Annotated in this window: 20 protein-coding genes; all 20 read right to left on the reverse strand. The window is 64.9% G+C overall.

Annotated elements, in window-relative coordinates; all coding sequences use genetic code 11:
* Positions 1-42 precede the first annotated feature (42 nt).
* Complete coding sequence (locus QM712_RS12045; protein WP_415023312.1) at positions 43-1392, reverse strand: pyocin knob domain-containing protein; 1350 nt, start codon at positions 1390-1392, stop codon at positions 43-45.
* 1 nt (position 1393) lies between these two features.
* Positions 1394-2191 carry a hypothetical protein gene (locus QM712_RS12050; RefSeq protein ID WP_415023313.1) on the reverse strand — a complete coding sequence of 266 codons (798 nt, stop codon included), beginning with the start codon at positions 2189-2191 and terminating at the stop codon, positions 1394-1396.
* On the reverse strand, positions 2184-3773 hold the full coding sequence (locus QM712_RS12055) for a hypothetical protein (RefSeq protein WP_415023314.1): 1590 nt from the start codon (positions 3771-3773) through the stop codon (positions 2184-2186). Before QM712_RS12055 ends, QM712_RS12050 begins: the two co-directional genes overlap by 8 nt.
* A complete protein-coding gene (locus tag QM712_RS12060) occupies positions 3770-4186 on the reverse strand; it encodes a hypothetical protein (protein ID WP_415023315.1) in 417 nt (138 codons plus the stop codon). Before QM712_RS12060 ends, QM712_RS12055 begins: the two co-directional genes overlap by 4 nt.
* Before the next feature lie 34 nt (positions 4187-4220).
* Positions 4221-4649 carry a hypothetical protein gene (locus tag QM712_RS12065; RefSeq protein WP_415023316.1) on the reverse strand — a complete coding sequence of 143 codons (429 nt, stop codon included), beginning with the start codon at positions 4647-4649 and terminating at the stop codon, positions 4221-4223.
* Positions 4650-4686: 37 nt separating this feature from the next.
* Positions 4687-5085: a hypothetical protein gene (locus tag QM712_RS12070; protein ID WP_415023317.1), complete on the reverse strand. Its 399-nt coding sequence runs from the start codon at positions 5083-5085 to the stop codon at positions 4687-4689.
* Positions 5085-8642: a hypothetical protein gene (locus tag QM712_RS12075; protein WP_415023318.1), complete on the reverse strand. Its 3558-nt coding sequence runs from the start codon at positions 8640-8642 to the stop codon at positions 5085-5087. The genes QM712_RS12070 and QM712_RS12075 overlap by 1 nt, the downstream gene beginning before the upstream one ends.
* An 8-nt stretch (positions 8643-8650) precedes the next feature.
* A complete protein-coding gene (locus tag QM712_RS12080; protein ID WP_415023319.1) occupies positions 8651-8824 on the reverse strand; it encodes a hypothetical protein in 174 nt (57 codons plus the stop codon).
* Positions 8825-8940: 116 nt separating this feature from the next.
* Entirely contained in the window at positions 8941-9393 is a 453-nt protein-coding gene (locus QM712_RS12085; RefSeq protein WP_415023320.1) for a hypothetical protein, read from the reverse strand.
* A 131-nt stretch (positions 9394-9524) separates the two neighbouring features.
* The gene (locus QM712_RS12090; RefSeq protein ID WP_415023321.1) at positions 9525-11021 is read right to left on the reverse strand and encodes a phage tail tube protein; all 1497 of its coding nucleotides are present in this window, start codon (positions 11019-11021) and stop codon (positions 9525-9527) included.
* Between the two features lie 44 nt (positions 11022-11065).
* A complete protein-coding gene (locus QM712_RS12095; RefSeq protein ID WP_415023322.1) occupies positions 11066-11476 on the reverse strand; it encodes a phage tail terminator-like protein in 411 nt (136 codons plus the stop codon).
* A 1-nt stretch (position 11477) separates the two neighbouring features.
* Positions 11478-12128 carry a hypothetical protein gene (locus QM712_RS12100; protein ID WP_415023323.1) on the reverse strand — a complete coding sequence of 217 codons (651 nt, stop codon included), beginning with the start codon at positions 12126-12128 and terminating at the stop codon, positions 11478-11480.
* On the reverse strand, positions 12125-12448 hold the full coding sequence (locus QM712_RS12105) for a hypothetical protein (protein ID WP_415023324.1): 324 nt from the start codon (positions 12446-12448) through the stop codon (positions 12125-12127). The genes QM712_RS12100 and QM712_RS12105 overlap by 4 nt, the downstream gene beginning before the upstream one ends.
* A gap of 3 nt (positions 12449-12451) precedes the next feature.
* Complete coding sequence (locus QM712_RS12110) at positions 12452-13477, reverse strand: major capsid protein (RefSeq protein ID WP_415023325.1); 1026 nt, start codon at positions 13475-13477, stop codon at positions 12452-12454.
* A gap of 110 nt (positions 13478-13587) precedes the next feature.
* The gene (locus QM712_RS12115; RefSeq protein WP_415023326.1) at positions 13588-14262 is read right to left on the reverse strand and encodes a head decoration protein; all 675 of its coding nucleotides are present in this window, start codon (positions 14260-14262) and stop codon (positions 13588-13590) included.
* Positions 14263-14327: 65 nt separating this feature from the next.
* A complete protein-coding gene (locus QM712_RS12120) occupies positions 14328-15689 on the reverse strand; it encodes a S49 family peptidase (protein ID WP_415023327.1) in 1362 nt (453 codons plus the stop codon).
* A 101-nt stretch (positions 15690-15790) separates the two neighbouring features.
* Positions 15791-17338, reverse strand: a complete 1548-nt coding sequence (locus QM712_RS12125) for a phage portal protein (RefSeq protein ID WP_415023328.1) — start codon at positions 17336-17338, stop codon at positions 15791-15793.
* A 32-nt stretch (positions 17339-17370) separates the two neighbouring features.
* Positions 17371-17589 (reverse strand): phage head-tail joining protein, encoded by a 219-nt coding sequence (locus QM712_RS12130; RefSeq protein WP_415023329.1) that lies wholly within the window; start codon positions 17587-17589, stop codon positions 17371-17373.
* Positions 17590-17592: 3 nt separating this feature from the next.
* Positions 17593-19677, reverse strand: a complete 2085-nt coding sequence (locus QM712_RS12135) for a phage terminase large subunit family protein (RefSeq protein WP_415023330.1) — start codon at positions 19675-19677, stop codon at positions 17593-17595.
* Entirely contained in the window at positions 19613-20254 is a 642-nt protein-coding gene (locus QM712_RS12140) for a hypothetical protein (protein WP_415023331.1), read from the reverse strand. The genes QM712_RS12135 and QM712_RS12140 overlap by 65 nt, the downstream gene beginning before the upstream one ends.
* Between the last annotated feature and the right edge of the window lie 108 nt (positions 20255-20362).

The following is a 20362-nucleotide window of genomic DNA, read 5'->3' on the forward strand; positions in this document are numbered from 1 at the left end:
GTTTTCTCCGGAAGAAACGAAGTGCGAAGGATGCCTGGGGCGCTAGCCGTCGCGGCCGCGGCGATCGAACCAGCCGAGCGTCATCACCGAACAACTCACCGACGCCGTAGCCCTTGCCCTGATCTGGCCGCTAGTATTCGTGCGGACATTCAGCGCCAGCGGGGCCGCAATGCTCTGGCTCCAGGTGTAGCCGATGCCGTTGGTGGCAGGCGCCGTATCGGCCGTATCAAGCGAGCTGAAGAGCGCGGAGAACGCGGTCGACGACGATTGCGCGTCCGCACTGATGTTGGAGAGGACCTTGATCCCGGTGGGCACGCTCAGCGACAGCGAAGATGCCGTCGTTCCGATCGTCGCCGAGATCGTGTAGTCCACGACCGGCGTAGTCCACAGGAATTCTTCTCCCATCTGGGTGAACTGCGTCCACTGGCTGGACCCGTTCGTTTTCATCGAACCAATGCGCCGCGCCAGCGTGTAATTCGTCGGCATGGTTGGCGAAGTTGGCGACAACGAAACCAGGGCATCGACAACCCCGGTATCGACGCGCTTGATCAGATGTACGTGGTACCAGGTATTCGTCGCGATCGATCCGGTGTCCAGACCGCCGTTGCCCGAACCCACTGCCCATGCCGACGTGGTCTTGCTGATCGATGAAGCGAGCTCCATCGAGTCGTAGGCGGTGCTGTCGGTCGCAACGCCCGCCGCAACCGCGAATGTCGAGGAGGATCCGGCGGTCGAGAGCGTTAGCCCGTCGATGTAGCCGCGGAGGATCGAGTTCAACCGCCGCCACGGCCGCCACGTGCCGGCGATGCAGGTCCGCACGAACACCGAAGACGAGGCAATGCCCGTCGCCGCGGTGTAGGGCGTCGCCGTCTGCTTCACGTAGGAACCGTTATAGATGACCTCCAGCCACCAATACGACCCGACCGAGTCATTCGGCGTGTTGGTCGCCGTCGTGTCCGAAGTGTAGAAAGTGCCGCTGTTGGTGACGCTGTTGAAGTCTTGCCCATTCGGCAAAGCTTCGTCGACATAGACGCCAAGGTTCTTGCGGCCCTGAGATTGCAGCGATGCCGACAGGGTCTGGGCGCCATCGAGGCTGACGGAGCGCGCCGCCGGCTGCCCCATGAAAACTTCCTTCACCCCGCTCGCCGAGAAGGTGCCCTTGCTCTCCAGCACGGTCGAAACCGTTATCTGGTTCGCGGCGCTATAGGTCAGGACGCCGGACTTGAAAGCCACACCAGGCTCGACCACGGCGCCGATCGTGGTATCACCCACGCTCATCGAGGCGCTGAACGCGTTATAGGAAATATCGAGCGCGCCGGTCACCGCGAACACGGTCTGGCTGTTGGAGGTCGAGTGCTCGAGCACGCGATCCTTGGGCGGAACGAAGGCCATTTCAGATTCTCTCGTCGATGCGGAGCTGCTTGCCGAAGAGCGGCTTGCCGTCGACCGCGAACGCGTTCGAGAAGGCGATCGCGGTCTGATCGGTCACGAGGCCATAGATCGAATCCCGCGCCAGATTGTCGCTTTCGGGATCCGTGATCAGGAGCACGTTGCGTTTACGGCCCTTGACCCGGTCGAGCCGCTCGATCAGGCCGTAGCGCTGATCGGTCGTCACGGCATTGAAGGACAGGTTGGCGCGGCGGAACGTATTGTCGTCCCAGGTCAGCGTCATGCCCGAGGAAGTCGGGGAAACACGGCTGCGGTCGACGTGCTGGATCGTGTCGCCACCGGCAAAATTGTACTTGAAGCTCTCGCGGACGCCCTCGACCAGGCAGCCAGCCTCGACATAGTCGGCGTCGGTGTCACTGATATCAAAGCGCGTATAGCGCCAGACCAGGGGCGCCGGCAGCAACCACAGGAACTCACCATATTCGGCGTCGAAAGATGCCGCGCCGCTGCCGATCGCACCGCTGTCGAGGACGTCGCCGGCGACGCCGCTCGCATCGATCGACGACAGCCGGAGCCGAACGCTCGCATTGGCGCTGCAGGTCAGACCACAGATGAGCACCGTATCCACCGGAAGCCCCGGCCCCTTGTCGGAAATGAACCAACCAACCGGGTCAAGGCTCCGCCACCGCTGCGACGGATGTGGCGTCTTGAGGTTCGACGCCGGCATGGTCAGCGCCTGGCTTGAGGCCGAGATCACAGAATTCTCGGCGACGTTGTCGATGAGAAGGCAGGCGTTAGCCATAGGCGGCAATCTCGACAGTGTCGGCGCCATCGCCGGAAAAATCGACCTCCGCCTTCCACTCCACTACCGTCATCAGGCGACCGAAGCGGAGGTCGAAGCGGTCATGCGTCACCTGAATGACGTCGCCCATATCCCGGCGCAGTGCGCGCCGCGGCAGCGCCATGCGGTAGATCGCGCGTGTGGTCTTGAAGAGGTCGATGAGCCGCGCGGCCTCGGCGGCCGCGTCGGTCTCATTGACGAAATATGATTGTACGGGGTCGCGGTCCTGGGCGAAGGGATGGTCGAGCTGGATCGTGCTCGAGCTGGCCTCCGCGAGCCGGTATGGCTCGGCGACGAAAGCCTTCCGCGCGGCAGTCACAGATCCCGCCAAGTCGGTCTGGGTGGTCCAGCATCGTGCATACGGCACCCGCCAGCGCCAACGTGGCGGCCGATAGGCATCTGGCAACGGCTCGCGCTTGATATCTCCGCCGCCCATGTCGGCGCGGCTGAACGATGCCACCGGCGCTCCCGCGGGCGCCGAGAAGATCCGGACCTCGAATGTCCCGTCCAGACGGTGCCCGCCCCAACCGCCGATGCCGCTCATGAGGGTTTGAACGAATGCGGCAACCGTCAAATTGTCATCGGGCGCGATGAAGTAGGCGACCGGCGCAGGCTGTGCAGCGTTCACCGCCGAGAAGGAGCCCGTATCGAGATCGCTCGGATCGGACAGCACCGTGCGATTGCGCAGGGCCCAGCGCACGATATCTGCGGTGGTGCTGATATAGCCGTCGGAATTATCGCCGCGGACATCGGCGGTCACGGTCCCACTGGCGCTGCTGCCGAGCTTGAACAGCCCTCGCGCGCGGCAAGTTGCATAGCGGCCGCTGACGACACTGGCGGCAACAAGGGCGGCATAGGTGACATAATCGGCATCGGCCACCAGCGGCACGCCGCGGTCGTATACGGCATCGACCGCCTGCAGCGATCCATCGTGCACCTGATAGATCAAGAGGTTCGGCACCAGCAGGACCGGCGACACGTTGAGCGCGTTCCCGAAGACGAGCGGCTTGCGCTTGCCGGCCAAATCGGAGCCGCCGTCGGCATCCCCCGTCCCGCCATAGGTGTTCGGCTGGATCGGGACCTCGAGCTTGTAGGAATAGTCCTCGAGGTCGATCGAGATCGAATCCGTGTCGATGTTCCAGCCCGAGGCGGTGAGCTTGGCGAGCGGATAGGTCTCGGCATAGGGTTGGTCGACGCGGCCGATGCGGATCTGGATCGGGCGCCCATCGATCGCGTAGGACAACGGCAGGAAATCGTACTCGGCATCCGCGTTCGAGATGGTCAGATTGCCGGTCCCGGTCGTGAACTGACCGATATCGCCCTGCATGATCGAGCGTGAAAACGAAAAGCTCTGCAAGGCCCCCCGGAAAGGCTGGTTCGCCGGAGTGTCGGTCGGCTCGGTGGCATAGCCGGCAGCCGTCGAGACGTAGATCTTCAGCGTCAGTTCCGCCGACAGATCCATCGTCATGTCGAAATAGACACGCATTCGCTGCCGGTCGTCGGACCAGGGCAGCGCGCACATCGGAGCCGAGCCGTACATCATGAGCGGTCTGTCAGCACCCAGGGTTCGATTTCAGCGAAATAGGCCAGGCGCGTTCCTTGGGCCTCGAGCAGGAGATCCCACCTGGTCGAGCCAGCGCCGCGAACGGTCGCCGCGCCATTCGCCGATCCGCGCGCTGCATGGGCGCCGATCGCGTAGGCCGTCGAGCTGCCAGCTGCCCGGCCTCGCGCGGCACGTGCGCCGTATCCGGTGACCGTGGCGGCGCCTGCGGCTGTGCCCTTGGCGGCCCTGCCGCCGTAACCGGTGACGGTGGCCGCGCCAGCGGCAGACCCTTTGGCTGCGCGCGCACCTACACCGACGACCGCGGCCTGGCCGGCCGCGCTGCCAACCGCCCGAGAGGAGACCTGGTCGGTCTCCGAGAAGCGGTATCGGCTGAACGGACCGATTGAGAACACGGCTCAAGCCCCCTCTTCCGGCCAGGCCCGACCTTCAGTCTTCCGAGATGGTGGTGCCGTTCGTGATGACCGGCGGGACGGTGTTCGCGATAGCGATGGTCGGCGAGAGTGTGCCCGAATAGAGGATCTTGCCTGCGCCGCTCGCGGCCGTCCCGATCGAGAAATGCGTGGCCGTCTCGCTGCCGCTCGTCGCCGTCGGGAAATTGACGTCATTGACCGGCGAGACATTGCTGCCCGTGACCGTGAAACCCGTCGAATTGCGCGGAACCGCCACGCGCGCATACGGCGTATAGGTGCACTCGTTGGTGGACTGGGTTCCGGCCTCGCCCGGATCCGCCGTATGCAGCGCCACATAGAGGTTTCCGAGCGGCGAGGATGCGGCATTGTCGGCGAGATTCGCGATCGCGATGCCCTGGAAGATCAGCTTGAGCAAGTCATTTTCGAAAGTGTCGCTCTTCGACATGGTGGTCCTTTCAAGTGAAGGGAGCGCGACGTCCGGCCTACGTGAGGCGAAGCCGAAGCTGCCCGACCGGAATCTGCAAAGGCTGGCCGGTGGTGATGGTGCGCGGCATGACAGGGACGCCCGGACACAGCATGTTGCCGGTGCCGGCACCGGCCGCGTCCTCGATGCCGAAGTATGTGATCGTGCCCCAATCGGCGGTCGCGGGCCCGAACGTGATCACCGATGTGTTCACGCTGATGCCGCTCGCATCAGCCGCGCCCATAACGCCGGCGAGCGATTGACGAGCATAACCGCCGCCAGAAATCTCGTGGACGTGCGAGCCGGAATCGCCGGGATCGCCCGTATGCGCCGACAAGTAGAGCGTCGGCGGCGAATACGGTGCGACACCGGTGAGGTTGTCGATGTCCTTCTTTCGATAGTAGCGGGTCGCGCTCATCAGGCTGCTGTCTTGTCGGCCGGTCTAGCCGGCTTGGCACGCCCATTCGTCATCGCATTCCTCAGGGCGTCGATCTTTGCGGACAGCACGTCGCGGAGGTCCTCGATCGCGGCGACGTCGGCGCTCGCGGCCGCGGCGATCGCCTGGACCAGGGTCGAGGTCTGCTGCGCGAAATAGGCCACATTGTCGTTCGCCGCGGCTGTTCCGGTCGCGACGATCGGCGTAATGGTGGTCGTGTCCGTGACCGAGGCCTGCGCGGACGAAGTCGTCGTCGCATAGGCTGTCGTCGAGCTGGTGCCCGTCAGTCCCTCGAGCGCGGACGCGACCGCCTGGTAGATCTCGCTATAGCCGGTCGAGGACGCATAGAAGCTCTTGGCCTGGCTGAGCAGCGTGTCAGCGTATTTCGTTATGGTGCCGATCGCGGTGGCGTCGCCAGCCTGCGCGAGCGCCAGCTGCTGCGAGAACTGCGATTGTGCCGCTGCAAGTTGGTCCTCGGGCGACAGGATCGAATTCGACCCGACCTTCAGGCTGTCGAGATAGTCTCGGATCGTCTTGATGGAATCCGTGACGTCGACCGTGGCCTGATGCAGCACGTCGGCGAGATCGGGGAAGAGCGCGGTAAATTCGTTGAACTGATCGCCGACCAGGCCCGCATCCTGAATGATCTTCTGGGCCTCAGCCTGGAACACCGCGGCGATCTGCGCGAGCATAGTCGGATCGTTGCCGAGCTCGGCGGCGCTCGCAAGATCGGTCTGGTGTTGCTTCAGGAGTGCCGTCGCGTCATTCGCCCAGGAACTGCCGAGCGCCGTATTCAGCCGCGAGGACAGGCTCGACGTGAGTGTGTCTGTCGCATCCTTCACGAGCTTTTCGATCTGCGCCTGCGCCGCCGCGTCGATGGCGGAGAGATCGAAGCCCCAATGATTGGCCGTGCCGATTTGCAGCAGCGTATCCTTGAGGCCGGTGGCCTCATCGTTCACACCCTTGATCGCCTTCTGAAGCGGTGAAAGGTCGTCCGCGCCATCCTTGAACTCCTGGATGACGCGATTGATACCGCCCATCAGCGTTTCGGCGAGGGTGGTTCGGCTGTTCTCATCCTTGGCCTTCCGGGCAGCCTCTTCTAGCGTGGTGAACGAGGACCAGAGCGACTGCAGCTCGTTCGTAAGCGGCCCTAGGTCAACGCCGGCGGCCGCCTCGTTGAACTTCGTGACCTCGCCGGCCATCTTGGTCCACTGGGCCTGCGCTTCCTGCAACTCCTTTTTGGCCTTCTGATCGCCGGCGAAGAGCTGCGCACCGACGGCAACCACCGCCTCGACGCCGCCCTGGATGAAGTTGCCGGAGAAAATGTCGGTGATGGCTTTGTCCGCAAGCTTGGAGGCCAGCTGACCGGCCGCATCCCCGAGAGCCTCCATGCCCGACTTGCCCTGCATCAGCCCCTGCACCAGGCTCTTCGTGAAATCGAGCCCGGCGTCTTTGGCCTCCTGCAGCACGGCGTTCAGCCGCAACGTGCCCGAAAGCGCGTCGTCCATGTAATTCTTCCAGTCATTGCCGTGCAGACGTTGCTGGATCTGGGCGATTTGCTTCTCGGTATCCGAGAGGAACATCGTCTCGCGGTCGAAATTGGCCTGGTTCTGCGCAGCATTCTCGGCCGTTTTCTGCGTGAGACGGCCGAGCTCCTGCGCCTTGGCGCGCAGAGCCGCGAGCTGCTGCTCGTCAAGGGGCGCGCCATTGCGCAATGCCTCGAGTCGCTTGGTTTCGACCGCGGTGTAGGCGGTGGCCTGCCCGACGGACATGCCCAGTGTCGCGTTCTGAACGCGCAGCGCGTCGATCTGTTGATTGACGGCTGCCACGCCGTTGGCCTGCTCGATCACCAGGCGCTTCTGGTTCTCGATCTGCGCCGGCGTCAGATTGGCGCCGAGCATCTGGGCCTTGGCCAGCGCGTTTTCCTTTTGCGCGAGGAGGTCCGTCACGGTCGCGGCCTGGCCGAGCGCGCTGACGCGCAATCCGATCAGTTCGGCGTCTCGATCGAGACGCAAGCTCTCCTGCGCCCGGGCGAGCTTCTCGCCGGCGAGTGTCGCACCGTCCTGGCCTACCGAGAGCTTCTGCAGAGCCGCGGCGTACCGCTCGGAAGCGGTCGCGGCCGTGCCGAGAAGCGCGATCTCGTGTTCCATATCGGCCAACTTCGCCTGCGGCGTCTTCTCGGCCGCGGCGCCCGGGCCCGTGCCCTGAAACGTCGAATACGAGTTCGCCGGCGACTGGATGTTAGCCGCTGAATTTGCGTCTTGATCGTATTTCTGAGCGCCATAGCCAGCCAGCGCCTTCAGCCCCTCGACAGCCGCGCCCGCCGGATTGAGCACGACCTGCATCACCTTGCCCTCGGCCTTCACGATCGCCAGGTAGGCGTCGAGGATCTTCTGGCTCTTTTCGGAAAGTTGAATTTCTGGCAGCTTCACCTTGCTGACGTTGTCGACGATGTACTTAAAACTCTTGGCGATATCGACCATGGTCTCGGCATATCGCTTTTCCGCCTCGAGCGTGGAGGCACCAAAAGCGCTCGCGAAGATCCCGTTGGCCGCGCTTTTCGTCTTGTCGATATCGATCTGCAGCTGCCGCAGCTTATTGATCATGTTTTCGTCGATGCCCTTGCCGGCGGCGGTGAAGGCGTCGGTGATGGCGGCGACGTTGGGAGCGCTGTCGAACAAGGCGCCGTAGGTCGAGGCGCCGCGGCCGAGGCCGGCCTTGAGCAGCGCATTGCGCTGGAAGATGTTGTCGGTGGATGCGACGGCCTTGCCGAACAGCGTGAAGGCTGAAGCCGTGTCGGTCACCTGCTGCATCTGGTCGGCGAGCGCGGGATTGATCTTGCGAATTTGCGCAAGCATCTCGCCCTCACCGTTACGCAAGGCGTTGAAGCCCTCGGTGAACCGGCCAAGCCCGGTCGCAAGCGTATCGCTGTCGATGCCAAACTTTCCCGCTTCCGACCGGAGCGCCTGGAACTGTGTCGTCGTCAGGCCGGTTGCTTCAGAGAATTCCTTCAGCTCCTTCGCCTTCGCCGCGAGCTCGTGTGACTTATCGGACGCGAGGTTCAACACAGCCACGACCGCGCCGAGCCCGGCCGCCGTCGCGATGCCGGCGGGCCCGAGCGCCTGCAGGACCTGCCCGGTGAGGCCGAGATTGCCCGTTAGCGATGCGATCTGCGCGTTGTATGCCTGGGCGACCGGCGCCGCCGCTTTCTGCGCGGCCGTCACCTGCCCCAGCTTTCCCTGGATATTGGCGAGCTCGGCCGCGGCCGCAGATTGCGAGATCCTGCCCTGGTCGACCGCGCGCTGGTAGACCTGCTGGGCCTCGGCATATTGCTGCTGCTGGCGATAACCGTCCTGGTACCGCAGCCGCAGCTTCTCGACGGCCGCCTCAGCGCTCTGCTGCGCCTTCGTAGTCTTGTCGGTGACGGTCGCGGTCCGATCAGCCGCGTCCGCCACCTGGTTATAGGCGCGCGCGACCTGATCCATGCCCTGCTCAGAGCCACGGACCGTCACTTCGCGGACGACCTGCTGGATGTCCATCGGACCTCTCAGGACGGCTTTGGCTTGTTGAGGCGGACGAGCTCGTGGCTATCAAGCCGGCGGAGGATCTCGGCGAAGCGATCGAATTCGCAGAGATCGTCGATGCCGTAGCGCCGCGCGAACGTCACAAAGGAGCCGAAGGGAATGGCGCCGGTGAAGGCGGCGCCAAATCCGATCGACACCGGGCGATCGCTCCGCAGCGCGCGCAGTGCCGCGAGGTAGATGCCCGTTCCGGGGATGAGCTCTGGCGGGTAGAAATGCGCCGGGTGCTCAGCACCGATCTCGTCGTAGCGCTTTCTCAGGAGCTCGACGTCTGGTCCCCATTCGCGCTCCCAGTCGAGGAGCTCGATGAGTTTCCCACGACGGCCTCGGTCTCGGCCTTGACGCCCTGCTGGACGCGCTTGGCGGCGGCGATCACGCCGTCCCGGAAGGGCTTGTAGCGCGGGTTGACGAGCAGTTCCTGGGCGTAGGCCGCATCGAACGGCTTCTCAGCGCCCCCGCTCTTGAAATTGCGCCAGTCGAAGAGGATCGTCTTCGCCATCACGCGGCCGAGCACGCCGGCGTAGGCGGTCGGCTCGATGTTGCCGTCGGCGCGCAGGGCCGGCGGGAGTGCGCGGATCGCTTTCTGCATCCCCCGTTCGAACGCCGGGTTTTCCCAGGGTGCCACCAGCACCTCGAGGTCGCCGAGATCCGGGAGGTCCTTCTGCCATTCGCGGCCGTCGACGACGACCACTGCGCTTTCGATATCCATGTCTTCCTCGTGGGGTTGGGGGGCCGGGCAGCCCCACGACTGCCCGGCCGGGCCCGCCGGCCGCCCTGGGGAGGAACGCGGCTGGACGGGCTTCTCTTCGCGCGTGGGGGCGCGTCTCGATCGACGGGCGGCTACGGCATGTACCAGAAGCGACCGACCGACATGGTGTAGCCAAGGCTGGGGTGCGGCTCGGCGTCGAAGGGGCCGGAGACCTTGCGGGCCTGGTTGGAGGCGCCGACCTCCGAATCCGGCGTCAGGCGGATCGCCGGGAAGTCCCAGCGGTAGCCTTCCTTGTCGCCGTCGTTGTTGCCGGTGAAAGTGGCGAACGATGAGAGCGTATTGTTGATGCCCTTCGCCATGATGGTCGGATCGGCGAGATAGGTATCGACGTTGCCGGAGCCGGTGAATGCACCAACATTCGTCGCCGATGCGCCGAGCGGACCGACGACGGGCTCGCGGCCGATATTGTTGGCGACCTTGATCGAGCCCGAGCTCATGCAGTTGACGCCGCCCATCAGCGTGACACCACCTTCGGTGAGATCGCCGACATTGGTGGTGCAGGTCATGGTCCCATAGGTCGGCGGCGCGACATCGGTCGACCCGGCGTAGCGCACGGTCCCGATCGCCTGCGCCTGGTTGCCGACGAAATCGAAGGAGACGGTAATCTCCTTGCCGCCCGTCAGGGTCACGGTGAGACCGTTGACCAGGGTGTCGTAGAAGTATTCGTACATGGTCGCCGCGACGCCGCTCTGCTGGCTTTCCCAATCGAACGCCCAGATCGTGGTGCCGTTGCGGAGAAAGTCGCCGGTGTAGACCGATATGGTTTTGCCTGTGCCGGCGTCGGCGCCGAAGCCGTCCGGAACGACGTCGAAAGAAAGCCGCTTGGCCGCGACGCCGCCTTGCGCGATCCGCGCCCAGCCGTTGCAGGCTGCTGTTGCGAACTTCTCGCCAGCCGCACCGCCGCCGATGTAGACCCAGCGCCCGTCTCCGACGCCGTTGCCGAGCGTCGTGAAATCCAGCGCGGTGCTGGTCAGCGCATTGCCGCCCGTCGTGGTCGCAACCAGGTCGCCGCTGGCGCCCTGGAAGCCGACGACGCGGACACTTGCACCCACTGGGATCGGATCGGCCTCGGCCGTGAAGGTCGCCGCCGGATATACGATCGAGGTGCCCGTGTTGGACGCCACCCGCGCAACCTTGTTGTTGCCGGCAGTGGGGAAACCGAGCAGCCGCGTCAGATGGCCGGTCTTGAAGTTGCCGCCACCGGCCGCCACCGTGAGCGTCGTGGTCGAAACATCGGAGATCTCGGTGTCGAGCGTGGCGACCTTGATCAGCGCCTGGTTCTGCCAATCCCCCTTGAGGGCGGCCTCGAGGAGGTCGTCGAGATGCTTGAATTTGAGCTCAGTACCGATCGAACCGGCATTGCTCAGATCCGTCAGGAACGTGCCGCCCGCCTGGCCGTCCCCGCGGCGATCGTTGCTGCGGCCGCGCGTCGGCGAGGCCTTCAGGCCGAAATTGCCGTTGCGGAATTCCTGCCAGGCCGGATTGACCGGCTTGACGCCGTAGTTGGCCGCGGACTTGCGCACATAGGACTGCTTGGTCTGGTTGGTTGAGGGGACAAGGCCGCTCATTCGTCTGCTCCTTCGTCAGATTTTCGGGAGAAAAAAACGACGGCCTATTTCAGGACGTCGTAGCGATAGGCGACGGCGAACGGCACGTGGAATTTCGTGCCCTCGCGATTGCGCTCGTCGATCACCGCAGGCGAGACCTCATCCGTCTCAACGCCGCCGAAGGCCTGCGCGCGAAACAGATCGCGCAGCTCATCGGCCCACGCGATGACCTGGGCTTTCCAGCCCGCGGCATTGGTCGCGACCGTGATGATGAAACGCGCCCCGCCCCGCTCTCGAAAAACGGCCGGCTTGCCGGTGCTCATGCGATCTTCGACTGCGGCCGGCCACTCGATCTCGAGATACGGCGGCTTCTGCACGGGCGAGACCTCATTGATCTCGACCAGCGGACAGGCCGTGAGGTTCGGCCAGGTCTGCAGCCGCGCCTCGAATGCGTCGGAAACAGCTTTGCTCGGCATGTCAATTCGGCTGGATGATAATGACCGGCTGGCGTAGATCTCGGGGCTTGCCCGGTCGCGCCTTCTGCTCGGCCTTGGATTCGGCGATGCCGGTGATCTCCCGGTAGCCGAAGGAGATCTTGGCGAACTTGCCGAAGACCGACTTGGCCATGACGGCGATCACCTGGTAGACGCCGTCCGGCGCCTTCTTTGACCAGCCGCGCTCGATCCGGCGGGCGTAGGGAGCGATCGGCGTGAATACGTACTCCCTCACGCCGCTCGGCAGCGACGACAGGGTCCACCCGTCCCTCACCTCGGCGATTTCGTCGCCGTCAGCGAGCAGCCGATGCGATTGCTGATAGGCGCCGCTTTTCACCGGCGAATGGCTCCAGAGCAGCCGGCCGATCTCCATCAGCAGGATGGGCATGACGTCATAGGTGCGGACAATGACGCCGTCGGCGCGGACACGCTCGAGCGCCTCGGTGCGTAGCCCGTCGACGATCGTCTCATGAGGAACGTCCTGTCCGAGCGCCTCACGGTTGCGGGCATCAGTGTCGGCCAGAATCTGGCGGGCGTTCTCGACCAGCACGTCCGCCCTCGCCTCCGGGCCGAGCCAGGAAGCGATCGCGACGTCCAGCTCGCGCCGGATGGGCTGGACCTTGGCCTCGATCATTCGACCCACATTTTCCAGGCGTAGCCGTCGCCATCCGCCGGCAGCGGCCGGCTGGCGACCTCGTAAGTTTTGCCGCCGACCGTCAGCGTGAAGGTGCCACCGGCCGCGGGTGCGGCGACTTCCTTGGCCCGTACCTCGATCCAGGCCTGGCCCGCCGGCGGCGAGCCATCCTCGGGCTTCGCGCCAGAATCCCTGACGTCGAGCAGGACCGTGCAACCCGCCGAGCTCCCGCCGCCGGGAGGCGTGTATGACGCGGCCTTACCCCAGGCGAGGTAGGCCGCGTTGATCGCCGCGGCGGCGAGAGTATCGGCGAGAGCCATCTGTCAGGTCCGTTTGCCCTGATGCAGTGCCGACGGCATGGTGCAGACGAAGAGCGGATACGAGAACAGCTCGACGTCAGCCCAGGAGTTGCGGTCCTTGTCCGTCACGATGCCCGAATAGACCTGCTGGCCCGGTGTATTGACGAATTCGAAGCTCTCGCCCGGCGACTGCGCGACGGGAAAGATGCCAGCGTTGATCGGGAAGAACTTGGCCTTGTCGGTATTGACGGCGACCTCGCTATTGTCCGAACCGCGATAGTTGACCCAATTGATGTCCCCATATCGGAAGCTCGACCAGGCCGTGCCAAACCCATTGCGCAGATCTTGGGCCTGCTGCGTAGCCAAGAAGGTCTTCTCGACTTCGGGGTGCGTGGTCAAATCGTCCCAGAAGGCATCGCCCACGATGGCGCCGATAGCCACGCCATTGCCTCCGAGCCCTTTCAGCGCGGTCGTGATCGAACGCTTGACCGCGTTACACTTCTTGCGGATCGCGCCCGTGGCCGGATTGGCGTTGTCGAGATCGAAATCGATCTCAGCCGGAATCGACTGGCCAAATTCAGTCGCCCAGTCATAGATCGCGGAGCCGTCGGCATCGAGCGCCTTGCCCTGGATTGCCGCCATGCGGTGATATTCCCACGTCAGTTCGAAGTCGCCGCGGATCAGGCCCTGCCGACGAGCGACCTCGGTCTGGAGTTGCTTGAGCTCGGTCTCCGAGCCAAAGGCGCGGATGCCCTGCAGCTCGGAGGCCGTGATGCGGCTGGCCTCGGCCAGACGCACGGTCTCGAAGGCGCGGACCTTTGACTTTTCGCCACCGCGCTGCTTCGGCGCCGAGCCGCGAGGGGTGGTTTGGATCAGCGCCGGCGCGTTCGCGCGCTCTTCGATGAAGACGGCGGTGGTGCGGACCGGGACCGGCAGGAACAGTCCGCTGATCGAGCCGAGAAAACCGGGCGTGTAGCCGAGCTTGTCGACGACTGCAGTCAGCGTGGTGGAGCTGAACGCATCCTGCTTGAAGACGTCCATGGTGAGCATAGTCGAATTCCCTTTTCAGTTTTGCGCGTGAAGCGCGAGCGGAGGTGGACGCCGGCCGATGCCGGCGCTGTTGCTTCAAGCGACCGTGGGGAAGTCGGCTTGCCGAGACGTCAGCGGAGGATGATGCCGAGGTCGTTGAGTTCCTGGATCGCCTGCGCCTTCTGCGCGGCGGTCAGGTTGCTCGTCGGCCAGACGAGATCGGAGGCGCGGAGCTCGCAGGAGCGGCGCATGACAACGCCCTGCTTCTTCGTTGAGCCATCAGTCGAAATGGCACTGAACAAAACGCCGGCGGCGCGCTGGCTGCCGTCTGTCGCAGTGGTGTCGAGGGCCTTGTAGTCATAGTCGCCCGGATCCTCGACGCCGACAGTCACCGAGAACGCATCGCCTGCGACGAAGTCGGTGGCACCGTCAGCGATCGCGAACTTGATCTGGTTGGCAAACGTGTTGCCGACGATCAGGCGGCCGATAGCGACGCCTTTCGGGTCCATCACCTCGAAGGTGCCGCTGTTGGTGTTCGGCTCGATGCAAACGATGCGATAGACGCCATTCTTCGCGTCGGCGAGCACCGGAGAGGTTCCGTCGAGCGTGAAGACGCCGTTGCCGGTATTGCTGGCATCGGCCGCGGCGGAGGACGTCACGCTCGAGGGGACCGGCGTGCGGCCGAGGACCTGTGCGGTAACGAGCGTCTGCGACAGGCCAATCGTGACCTGGTCGCGGGAGCGCCTGCCGTTGGCTTCGCTAACGATGAAGCCCCCGGCGTGGAGAGTTTCAGTCAAGGTGGTCATGATCTCGTACTCCTGTTCTCAAGACCGAGGGTTTCGCCCGCGCGGATGCGCGGAACGTCACAACGTCACTTCGTGGGGATTCCGTTGAGCTTGTTCGCCTGCGCGATCGCAGAGTCCCAACCGGCGGTGACCAGCTCTTTGGCGGTGCCGGCGGGCTGCGCGGTGTTGAGCGTGGCTTCGTCCGAGGCATTCGCCCTGGCGGCGGCCAGGTCGGCACGCACCTTCGTAATGGGCGTCTTGGCCGTGACGAACTTCCGCGCCTCGGCCGAACTGACGCCGGCGATCGCGCAGAGCTCGAGCGTCTCGCTGGCCATCTCGGCAGTGTAGGTGTCACCACCGGCCGGCGCCTCGGCCGCGGGAGCCGCGAGCGCCGTGGGCGCCGCTTGCTGGGCGGCAGCCTGGGTTTTCTTGCCCGAACCGTTGCAGGTCGGGCAGTTATCGCCGTCGTCTGCCGGCGCTTCCGCCGCAGGCGCCGCGGCAGCGGTAGGCTGTGCGGTAGCGGGCGCCGCCGGCGCGGCAGGCGTTTCAGTCTGAGCGGCCGTAGCCGCCGTCGTAGTGGTAGTCATGGGCGCTGGCCCTCCGGTTGAAACCGCACTCGCAGCGGCGGAAGTGCTGCGCGACCGGCCGGCCGCGAGATCTGTGAGCTCGGCAAGGGCATCTTCGAAGGTCGCGATCGCGTCGGCATAGCGGCCATCGACGGCAGCGCTGTCCGGAGCCATGCCGGCCTCTGTCTTCATCGCCTGGCTCGAGGTCATCCGCCCTTGCCGCCCGACGAGGTCGCAAAACTGCTGACGGCAGTTGTCGACCACGGACTGCATCGCCTTCGTCGCACCATCGGAGAGTGGCGCGTGGGCCCAACCATCAACCTTGCGCTCGCCCGAATAGATGGCGGTGTATTTGGTTCCGGCGGCCTGGTCGTAGGCCGACTGATCGATATGGACGATGACGGCTCCGATCGACCCGACCTGCGCCAGGCGCGGGAGGACCAGACGCTCGGCGCTGCCTGCAACACCATAAGCGGCCGAGGCGGCTTGCGGATTGGCAACGGCCCAAACCGGCTTGACGCTGCGCGCCGCGATGACCTTGTCGCAGATATCCAGCATGCCGGCGGCCTCGCCGCCCGGACTTTCGACATCCATCAAGATCGCCTTCACGCGGCTGTCCGCGAGCATCTGATCGAACGCGGCGCTGAGGCCGTCGTAGGTCGTCCAGCCGCAGAGCGCTGTCAGCCAGTCAAATCGACGGGAGAGCACGCCGCAAACCGGCAGGATGGCCACGCCTTCGTCGGTTAGACCGAATTCGGCAACGCCGCCGGCGACGGTCACCGGCTGAGCATCCACGATTGCCGAGAGGCGCGAGGTCGAGGCCTTCGTCTGCTGTTTCTGCTTCTTGCTGGCCCGCGCATCGCCGAGCTCGCCCGACAGCACGCGCTTGGCGAGCGGCCCCTCCAGGATGGTCCGGAGCGCCGTCGGCTCGATGCACTGCGGATGGCCGAATAGCCGCTCGGCGATATGCGGATATGCAAAGCTCACTGCTGCACTCCCTGCTGCGCCGGCGCCGCGGCCGGGTCTTCCGCGATCTGCTTGGCGGCCGTCGGCGTGCCGGTGCGCTTGATGCCGAGGCGCCGTTCGCGCTGCTGGTCGCGGGCGATACGACGGTCGTTTTCGACGGGGTCGCGGCCGGCGGCTTCAACCACGAGCGAGCGCGGCTTGAAGAGATTGTCGACGGCGATCGCTTCGGCCTGCAGGTCCTTGAGCGGATCGATCCATTCCCAGCTGGGCGGAATCCAGGTCACCCGGTTGTAAGGCCGCGGGTCGTCGGCGAAGCCCGGAAGCTCGATCGCGCCGGCGAGCACGGCCTGCTTGAGCCAGAAAGCCCAGACGGCACGGCACATTTGGAAAACCACGACGCCATGCTGTTGAGCCTCACAGCGCCGTCGCAGATCAATATTGGCCGACCGCTCCGAGGAATAATTCGCCTTACCGCGGTCGCCGGTGACACCAGCATAGGGCAGCCCGAGCGCGGCGCAGATCCGCAGAAGGGTGCGATATTGGAAGGGCTCGTAACTCTGCCCGACCTCGGCCGGCTGCGCCGTCGAGATATCCTCGCCTGGCAGAAGCTCATGGGCGGTACCGGGTGAGAGATTGACCGGCGCCGTCTTGGCATCGGGGTCTCTCGCGACGTTGAGCGCTTCCTCGAAAAACTCGCCGGTTGGATCGTTGCGTTTGATGAAAACCGAGAACAGCGCCGCCGTTTTCTTTCGCTCGAGCTCGGCATCGTCGAAGGTATCGAGCATCCACAGCGAGACGATCGCGGGCGTGAGCTTCGACAGCCCCCGGATCTGACCGGCCTCGACCGGATCAAAGACGTGCAGAATGCTCTCGGCCGGGACGCGGACCAGCTCGCCCGTGTTCTGCTCGACCGTTTGATCGCCGGGATGATCCTTGTAGAAGTGATACGCGACGCGGCGACCGATCCGATCGAACTCGATACCTTGCCGGATGAAATTGCCATTCGTCGCCGGCTCCGTTTTCCAGACCGGCAGCATTTCGCTGGGTAGGACCTGCAGCTGGAGCGGCACGGTTAACCCATCTGACAACAGACGTGGACGAAGCCGGATGAAGACCTCGCCGGCAATGAAGAGCTCGCGGCCCACGCGGCGCTCGAGGCCATAGAAGTCGGTCAACCCGTCCGCGTCGGCCTCGTCGGTCCAGTCGGTCCAGAGCTGCTGCAGTTTGGCCTTCAGTGGGGATTCGGCGACGTCGGGCTCCGGCTCTTCCTCGTCCAGCTTTGGGCCGCCGTTGGCTCCGATCGCCTGCACGCCGCTCTTCGGCTCGTTGTTCTCCTCGGGCGGCGGGGTCCAGCTGGGCACGATGCCCGCGCCGATCAGGTTCGAAGTGAAGACTTCGACCGCATTGGCGGCATAGCCGTTGTTGCGAACCAGATACCGCGCACGCGAGAGGGCGGTGCTACCCGATGCCGTAATCAACGTGTTGACGTGGACGCGGCTCGGCACCCAGTTCGCCATGCGCCGCGCCATGCGGCCGGCCTCGAGGCCGTCGCTGATGGCTTTCACCTTGCCGCCCAGGAAGGAAAGCAGACCCACGCTCAGAGATCCTTGCAGGCGATAATGCGATAGGAGCGCCGCGCCGGCGTCGACTGCAGCGTGCCGATCTGCGCCTTCAGCCCCGCGATCGCGGCGTTCAAATCGGCCATGTCGCGAAACTCCGCGCGCTTGTCGCCGGAGCTCGACGATTTGATGCCGGTGGCCTGCAGCTCGTAGAGCGCGTCGAGGCGCGCCTGCAGTTGCTCGAGGGAAGCGGGCATTGATCAGTCCATGTGGCTGGATCGGGTGGAGCGGCGGACCATCGGTCGCCGCGCGGGCGGCGGTGGGACGGTTGCGGTCGCGGACACCGCCGGCGCATCGGCCAGTGGCGGATTGTCGTTGGGGGCGACGCCAAGCTGGTCCTCGAGCTCGCGGAATTTGTTGGGGCGCCAGCGGTCCCAGCCGCGCATCGCGGCGAGCGCGCGGGCATAGTTGGCGCAGTCCAGGACCTCGTTGCGGCGACCTTCCATCTTGGTCCAGGTGAGGCGCGTGCGGCCGCGGACGACGCTGGTGGTCAGCTCCTCCGAGGTGAGTTGTTTGACCTGGTCCTCGGTGACGTCTTCGGGAAGGTGCACGTAGCCGGCATGGTATGCCCTGCCCTCTTCCGGCCGGTCCAGGCCCAGCTGGCCCATCAGTTCCTGCTTGCAGAAAGATGAACCTACTTTCACCGTCTTGAGACCGCGACGCAGCTTCTTGCCGTGCACGGTGACGTCGAGCGCGCCGACGCCCACATACGCCATCAGCGAATTGTCCTGGCCGTCGATCGCGTGGACGTTGTTGCGGCCCATTTGGCTGCGCACGAAGGGACCTACCTCGCCCGCGAATGCGCCGGAATCGATACCCCAGTCCCGCACCGACATTTCGGCGCCGCTCTCGTGGCGCCAAGTCTCGTCGAACATTTTCGCGAGTTCATCCCAGGTCGCCTGATGGATCACCTGCCCGGGGATGACCCGGTGCTCGATCAGCCACCGCTCGCGATTTCGGCCGAAGCCCCAGACGCTGACCTCAAGGCGATCCTTCTGAACGTCGACACCGGCGAACAGGATCAGCACGCCGCGAGGCACGGTGCCGGATCTGTAACCGCCGCGGCGGCCGAACACGCGATCCCATTCGGGAGCCTCGCCTGCCACCTTCCACGTCCTCGCAAGCTGCGTGTTGAAGAAGGTCTTCAGGGCCTCGATGCCCTCCTTCTGCGCGTCGCGGTACTTCTTGACGAGCTTGCGGATGCTCTGTTTTGGCGCGTAGAGCTTGGAGGCTATGCCTCCCGCGTGATCGTTCGGTACCCCGCGCTTGCCGCACTCGATGCAAACCGCGTACTCCACCCCGGGGGCGGCGGGATCGCAGATCCACCGCTCCGGTTTCTGATGCTTGCCGCAGCAATCGAACTCGCGGGTCTGGCGCCAGACGATGCGCTCGAGCGCGCGAAGCCGGTCGGCCTCAGTCCATACGACGCCACAACAATCGCCGACATAGGCGGCCGTGTCTGGCCGGATGTGCCCTTTTGCATCCTTGTCGAACCTGACCTGCTCCCATTCCAGGGTTTGCTGATGCCCGCAGTGCGGGCATGCAACGAAGGGTTTCCGCTGGTCGCTCGCCGCGTAGGACTTGGCGATAGCGCTGCGCCCTTCGATCGTGGGCGAACAGACGCGGGCCGAGAGGCTGTTGGCGGCGAATTCTGCCTGGCGTTCCTCCGCCAGGGCGATCGGCGAGCCTTCACTGCCGGCCGATGGCGGATACTTGTCGATCTCGTCGAACAGCACAATGCGGATTGGTCGCATCGCAAGGTTGGTCGGGCTGTTGGCGCCGACCATCGTGATATGCCCACCGGGGAATTGCTTATGGGTGAGCGTGTTGCCGGCGTCACGTGCCTGGCCGCGGAACAGTTCCCGCAACACCTTGGTGTCGCGGATCATCGGCGCCAGGCGGTCCTTCGAAAAGGTCTCGGCCGCCGCGTCTTTCGGCTGAACCACCAGGATCGGACATGGATCCAGGTGCATGTAGTAACCGGCGACGTTCTCGAGGAACGTGGTCTTGAGCAGCTGAGTGCACGCCTGCAGCGTGATGACCTTGACGCCGGGTTCCGTGGCCCAGAGCATCGGGCCTCGCGCAACCTCTACTCGCGCGACGATGAAGCGGCCGCCGTTGGAGGACTCCTTCGATAGCTTTCGGTGCTCCTCCGCCCATTCAACGACCGTCATGTTCGGCGGAGGCTTCAGCCCCGCGCGCCATGACGTCGTGAGGTCCTCAGCGTGGCGGAGCGAGCTCGGGAGCAGCGATATCTCCGAGCTCCTCAAGGTGCTGGCGGACATACTTCGTCAGGACCTCGACCAGCTTGCGATCGTCGACTTCGAGATCCGACGCCATCAGCGTGACGACCCGCACCGGCCAGGCCAGCCAGGCGTCTCGCAGCTCCCGCGCCTGGTCGAAGAACGCCTTGTTGGCGGCGGCGCGGTCGACGAGCCGGCCGCAGTCCACCTCGAATTCGCGCGCGCGCTGGCGCGCAAGAAAGTTCTCTTTGACCCGCTGTGCCCCCGCGAAGGGCAGCATCTTGCCGTCGGCGAGGAGCTGCTCCAGGTCGGCGTCCGTTGCATCGGACGGGGTCGTTGCATCCGGACGGCCAGGCGTTGCACCCGCGGATGCAACGGCAGCGGCTTTGGAGGGCGCCGTCCCAGCCTTCGCTTTGGCCGGCCGGCGCCGCGACTGGGTCAAATTGACGTTGGAGGCCCGGTCTGCAACCACCTCAGACAACACGACTTTTCCGCCGTGGGACCGAATGGCCCCGCTCTCGACCTGACGGCTCAAAGTCGACTTGTTGATCCCGATCATCCGGGCTGCTTCGCTGATCGAAATCAGCTCCAAAGGCGTTGCATCAGGCCCGCGTTGCATCAGATTTGCCCCCCGCAGCTAGCGAAAAAATGGGGCCGGGCCACCGGTTTTTGGTTTTCTCTGGGGAGGACCCAGCCGACCTGATTGAAAATTGTCCCGCGTGAGTTG

Origin of the sequence: Bradyrhizobium sp. (assembly GCF_047605465.1) — a bacterium.
Lineage (GTDB): Bacteria > Pseudomonadota > Alphaproteobacteria > Rhizobiales > Xanthobacteraceae > Bradyrhizobium.

Coding starts and splice junctions, on each gene's coding strand:
- QM712_RS12045 (WP_415023312.1), bottom strand. CDS start 1,392: ATGGCCTTCGTTCCGCCCAAGGATCGCGTGCTCGAGCACTCGACCTCC.
- QM712_RS12050 (WP_415023313.1), bottom strand. CDS start 2,191: ATGGCTAACGCCTGCCTTCTCATCGACAACGTCGCCGAGAATTCTGTG.
- QM712_RS12055 (WP_415023314.1), bottom strand. CDS start 3,773: ATGATGTACGGCTCGGCTCCGATGTGCGCGCTGCCCTGGTCCGACGAC.
- QM712_RS12065 (WP_415023316.1), bottom strand. CDS start 4,649: ATGTCGAAGAGCGACACTTTCGAAAATGACTTGCTCAAGCTGATCTTC.
- QM712_RS12070 (WP_415023317.1), bottom strand. CDS start 5,085: ATGAGCGCGACCCGCTACTATCGAAAGAAGGACATCGACAACCTCACC.
- QM712_RS12075 (WP_415023318.1), bottom strand. CDS start 8,642: ATGGACATCCAGCAGGTCGTCCGCGAAGTGACGGTCCGTGGCTCTGAG.
- QM712_RS12085 (WP_415023320.1), bottom strand. CDS start 9,393: ATGGATATCGAAAGCGCAGTGGTCGTCGTCGACGGCCGCGAATGGCAG.
- QM712_RS12090 (WP_415023321.1), bottom strand. CDS start 11,021: ATGAGCGGCCTTGTCCCCTCAACCAACCAGACCAAGCAGTCCTATGTG.
- QM712_RS12095 (WP_415023322.1), bottom strand. CDS start 11,476: ATGCCGAGCAAAGCTGTTTCCGACGCATTCGAGGCGCGGCTGCAGACC.
- QM712_RS12100 (WP_415023323.1), bottom strand. CDS start 12,128: ATGATCGAGGCCAAGGTCCAGCCCATCCGGCGCGAGCTGGACGTCGCG.
- QM712_RS12105 (WP_415023324.1), bottom strand. CDS start 12,448: ATGGCTCTCGCCGATACTCTCGCCGCCGCGGCGATCAACGCGGCCTAC.
- QM712_RS12110 (WP_415023325.1), bottom strand. CDS start 13,477: ATGCTCACCATGGACGTCTTCAAGCAGGATGCGTTCAGCTCCACCACG.
- QM712_RS12115 (WP_415023326.1), bottom strand. CDS start 14,262: ATGACCACCTTGACTGAAACTCTCCACGCCGGGGGCTTCATCGTTAGC.
- QM712_RS12130 (WP_415023329.1), bottom strand. CDS start 17,589: ATGCCCGCTTCCCTCGAGCAACTGCAGGCGCGCCTCGACGCGCTCTAC.
- QM712_RS12135 (WP_415023330.1), bottom strand. CDS start 19,677: ATGTCCGCCAGCACCTTGAGGAGCTCGGAGATATCGCTGCTCCCGAGC.
- QM712_RS12140 (WP_415023331.1), bottom strand. CDS start 20,254: ATGCAACGCGGGCCTGATGCAACGCCTTTGGAGCTGATTTCGATCAGC.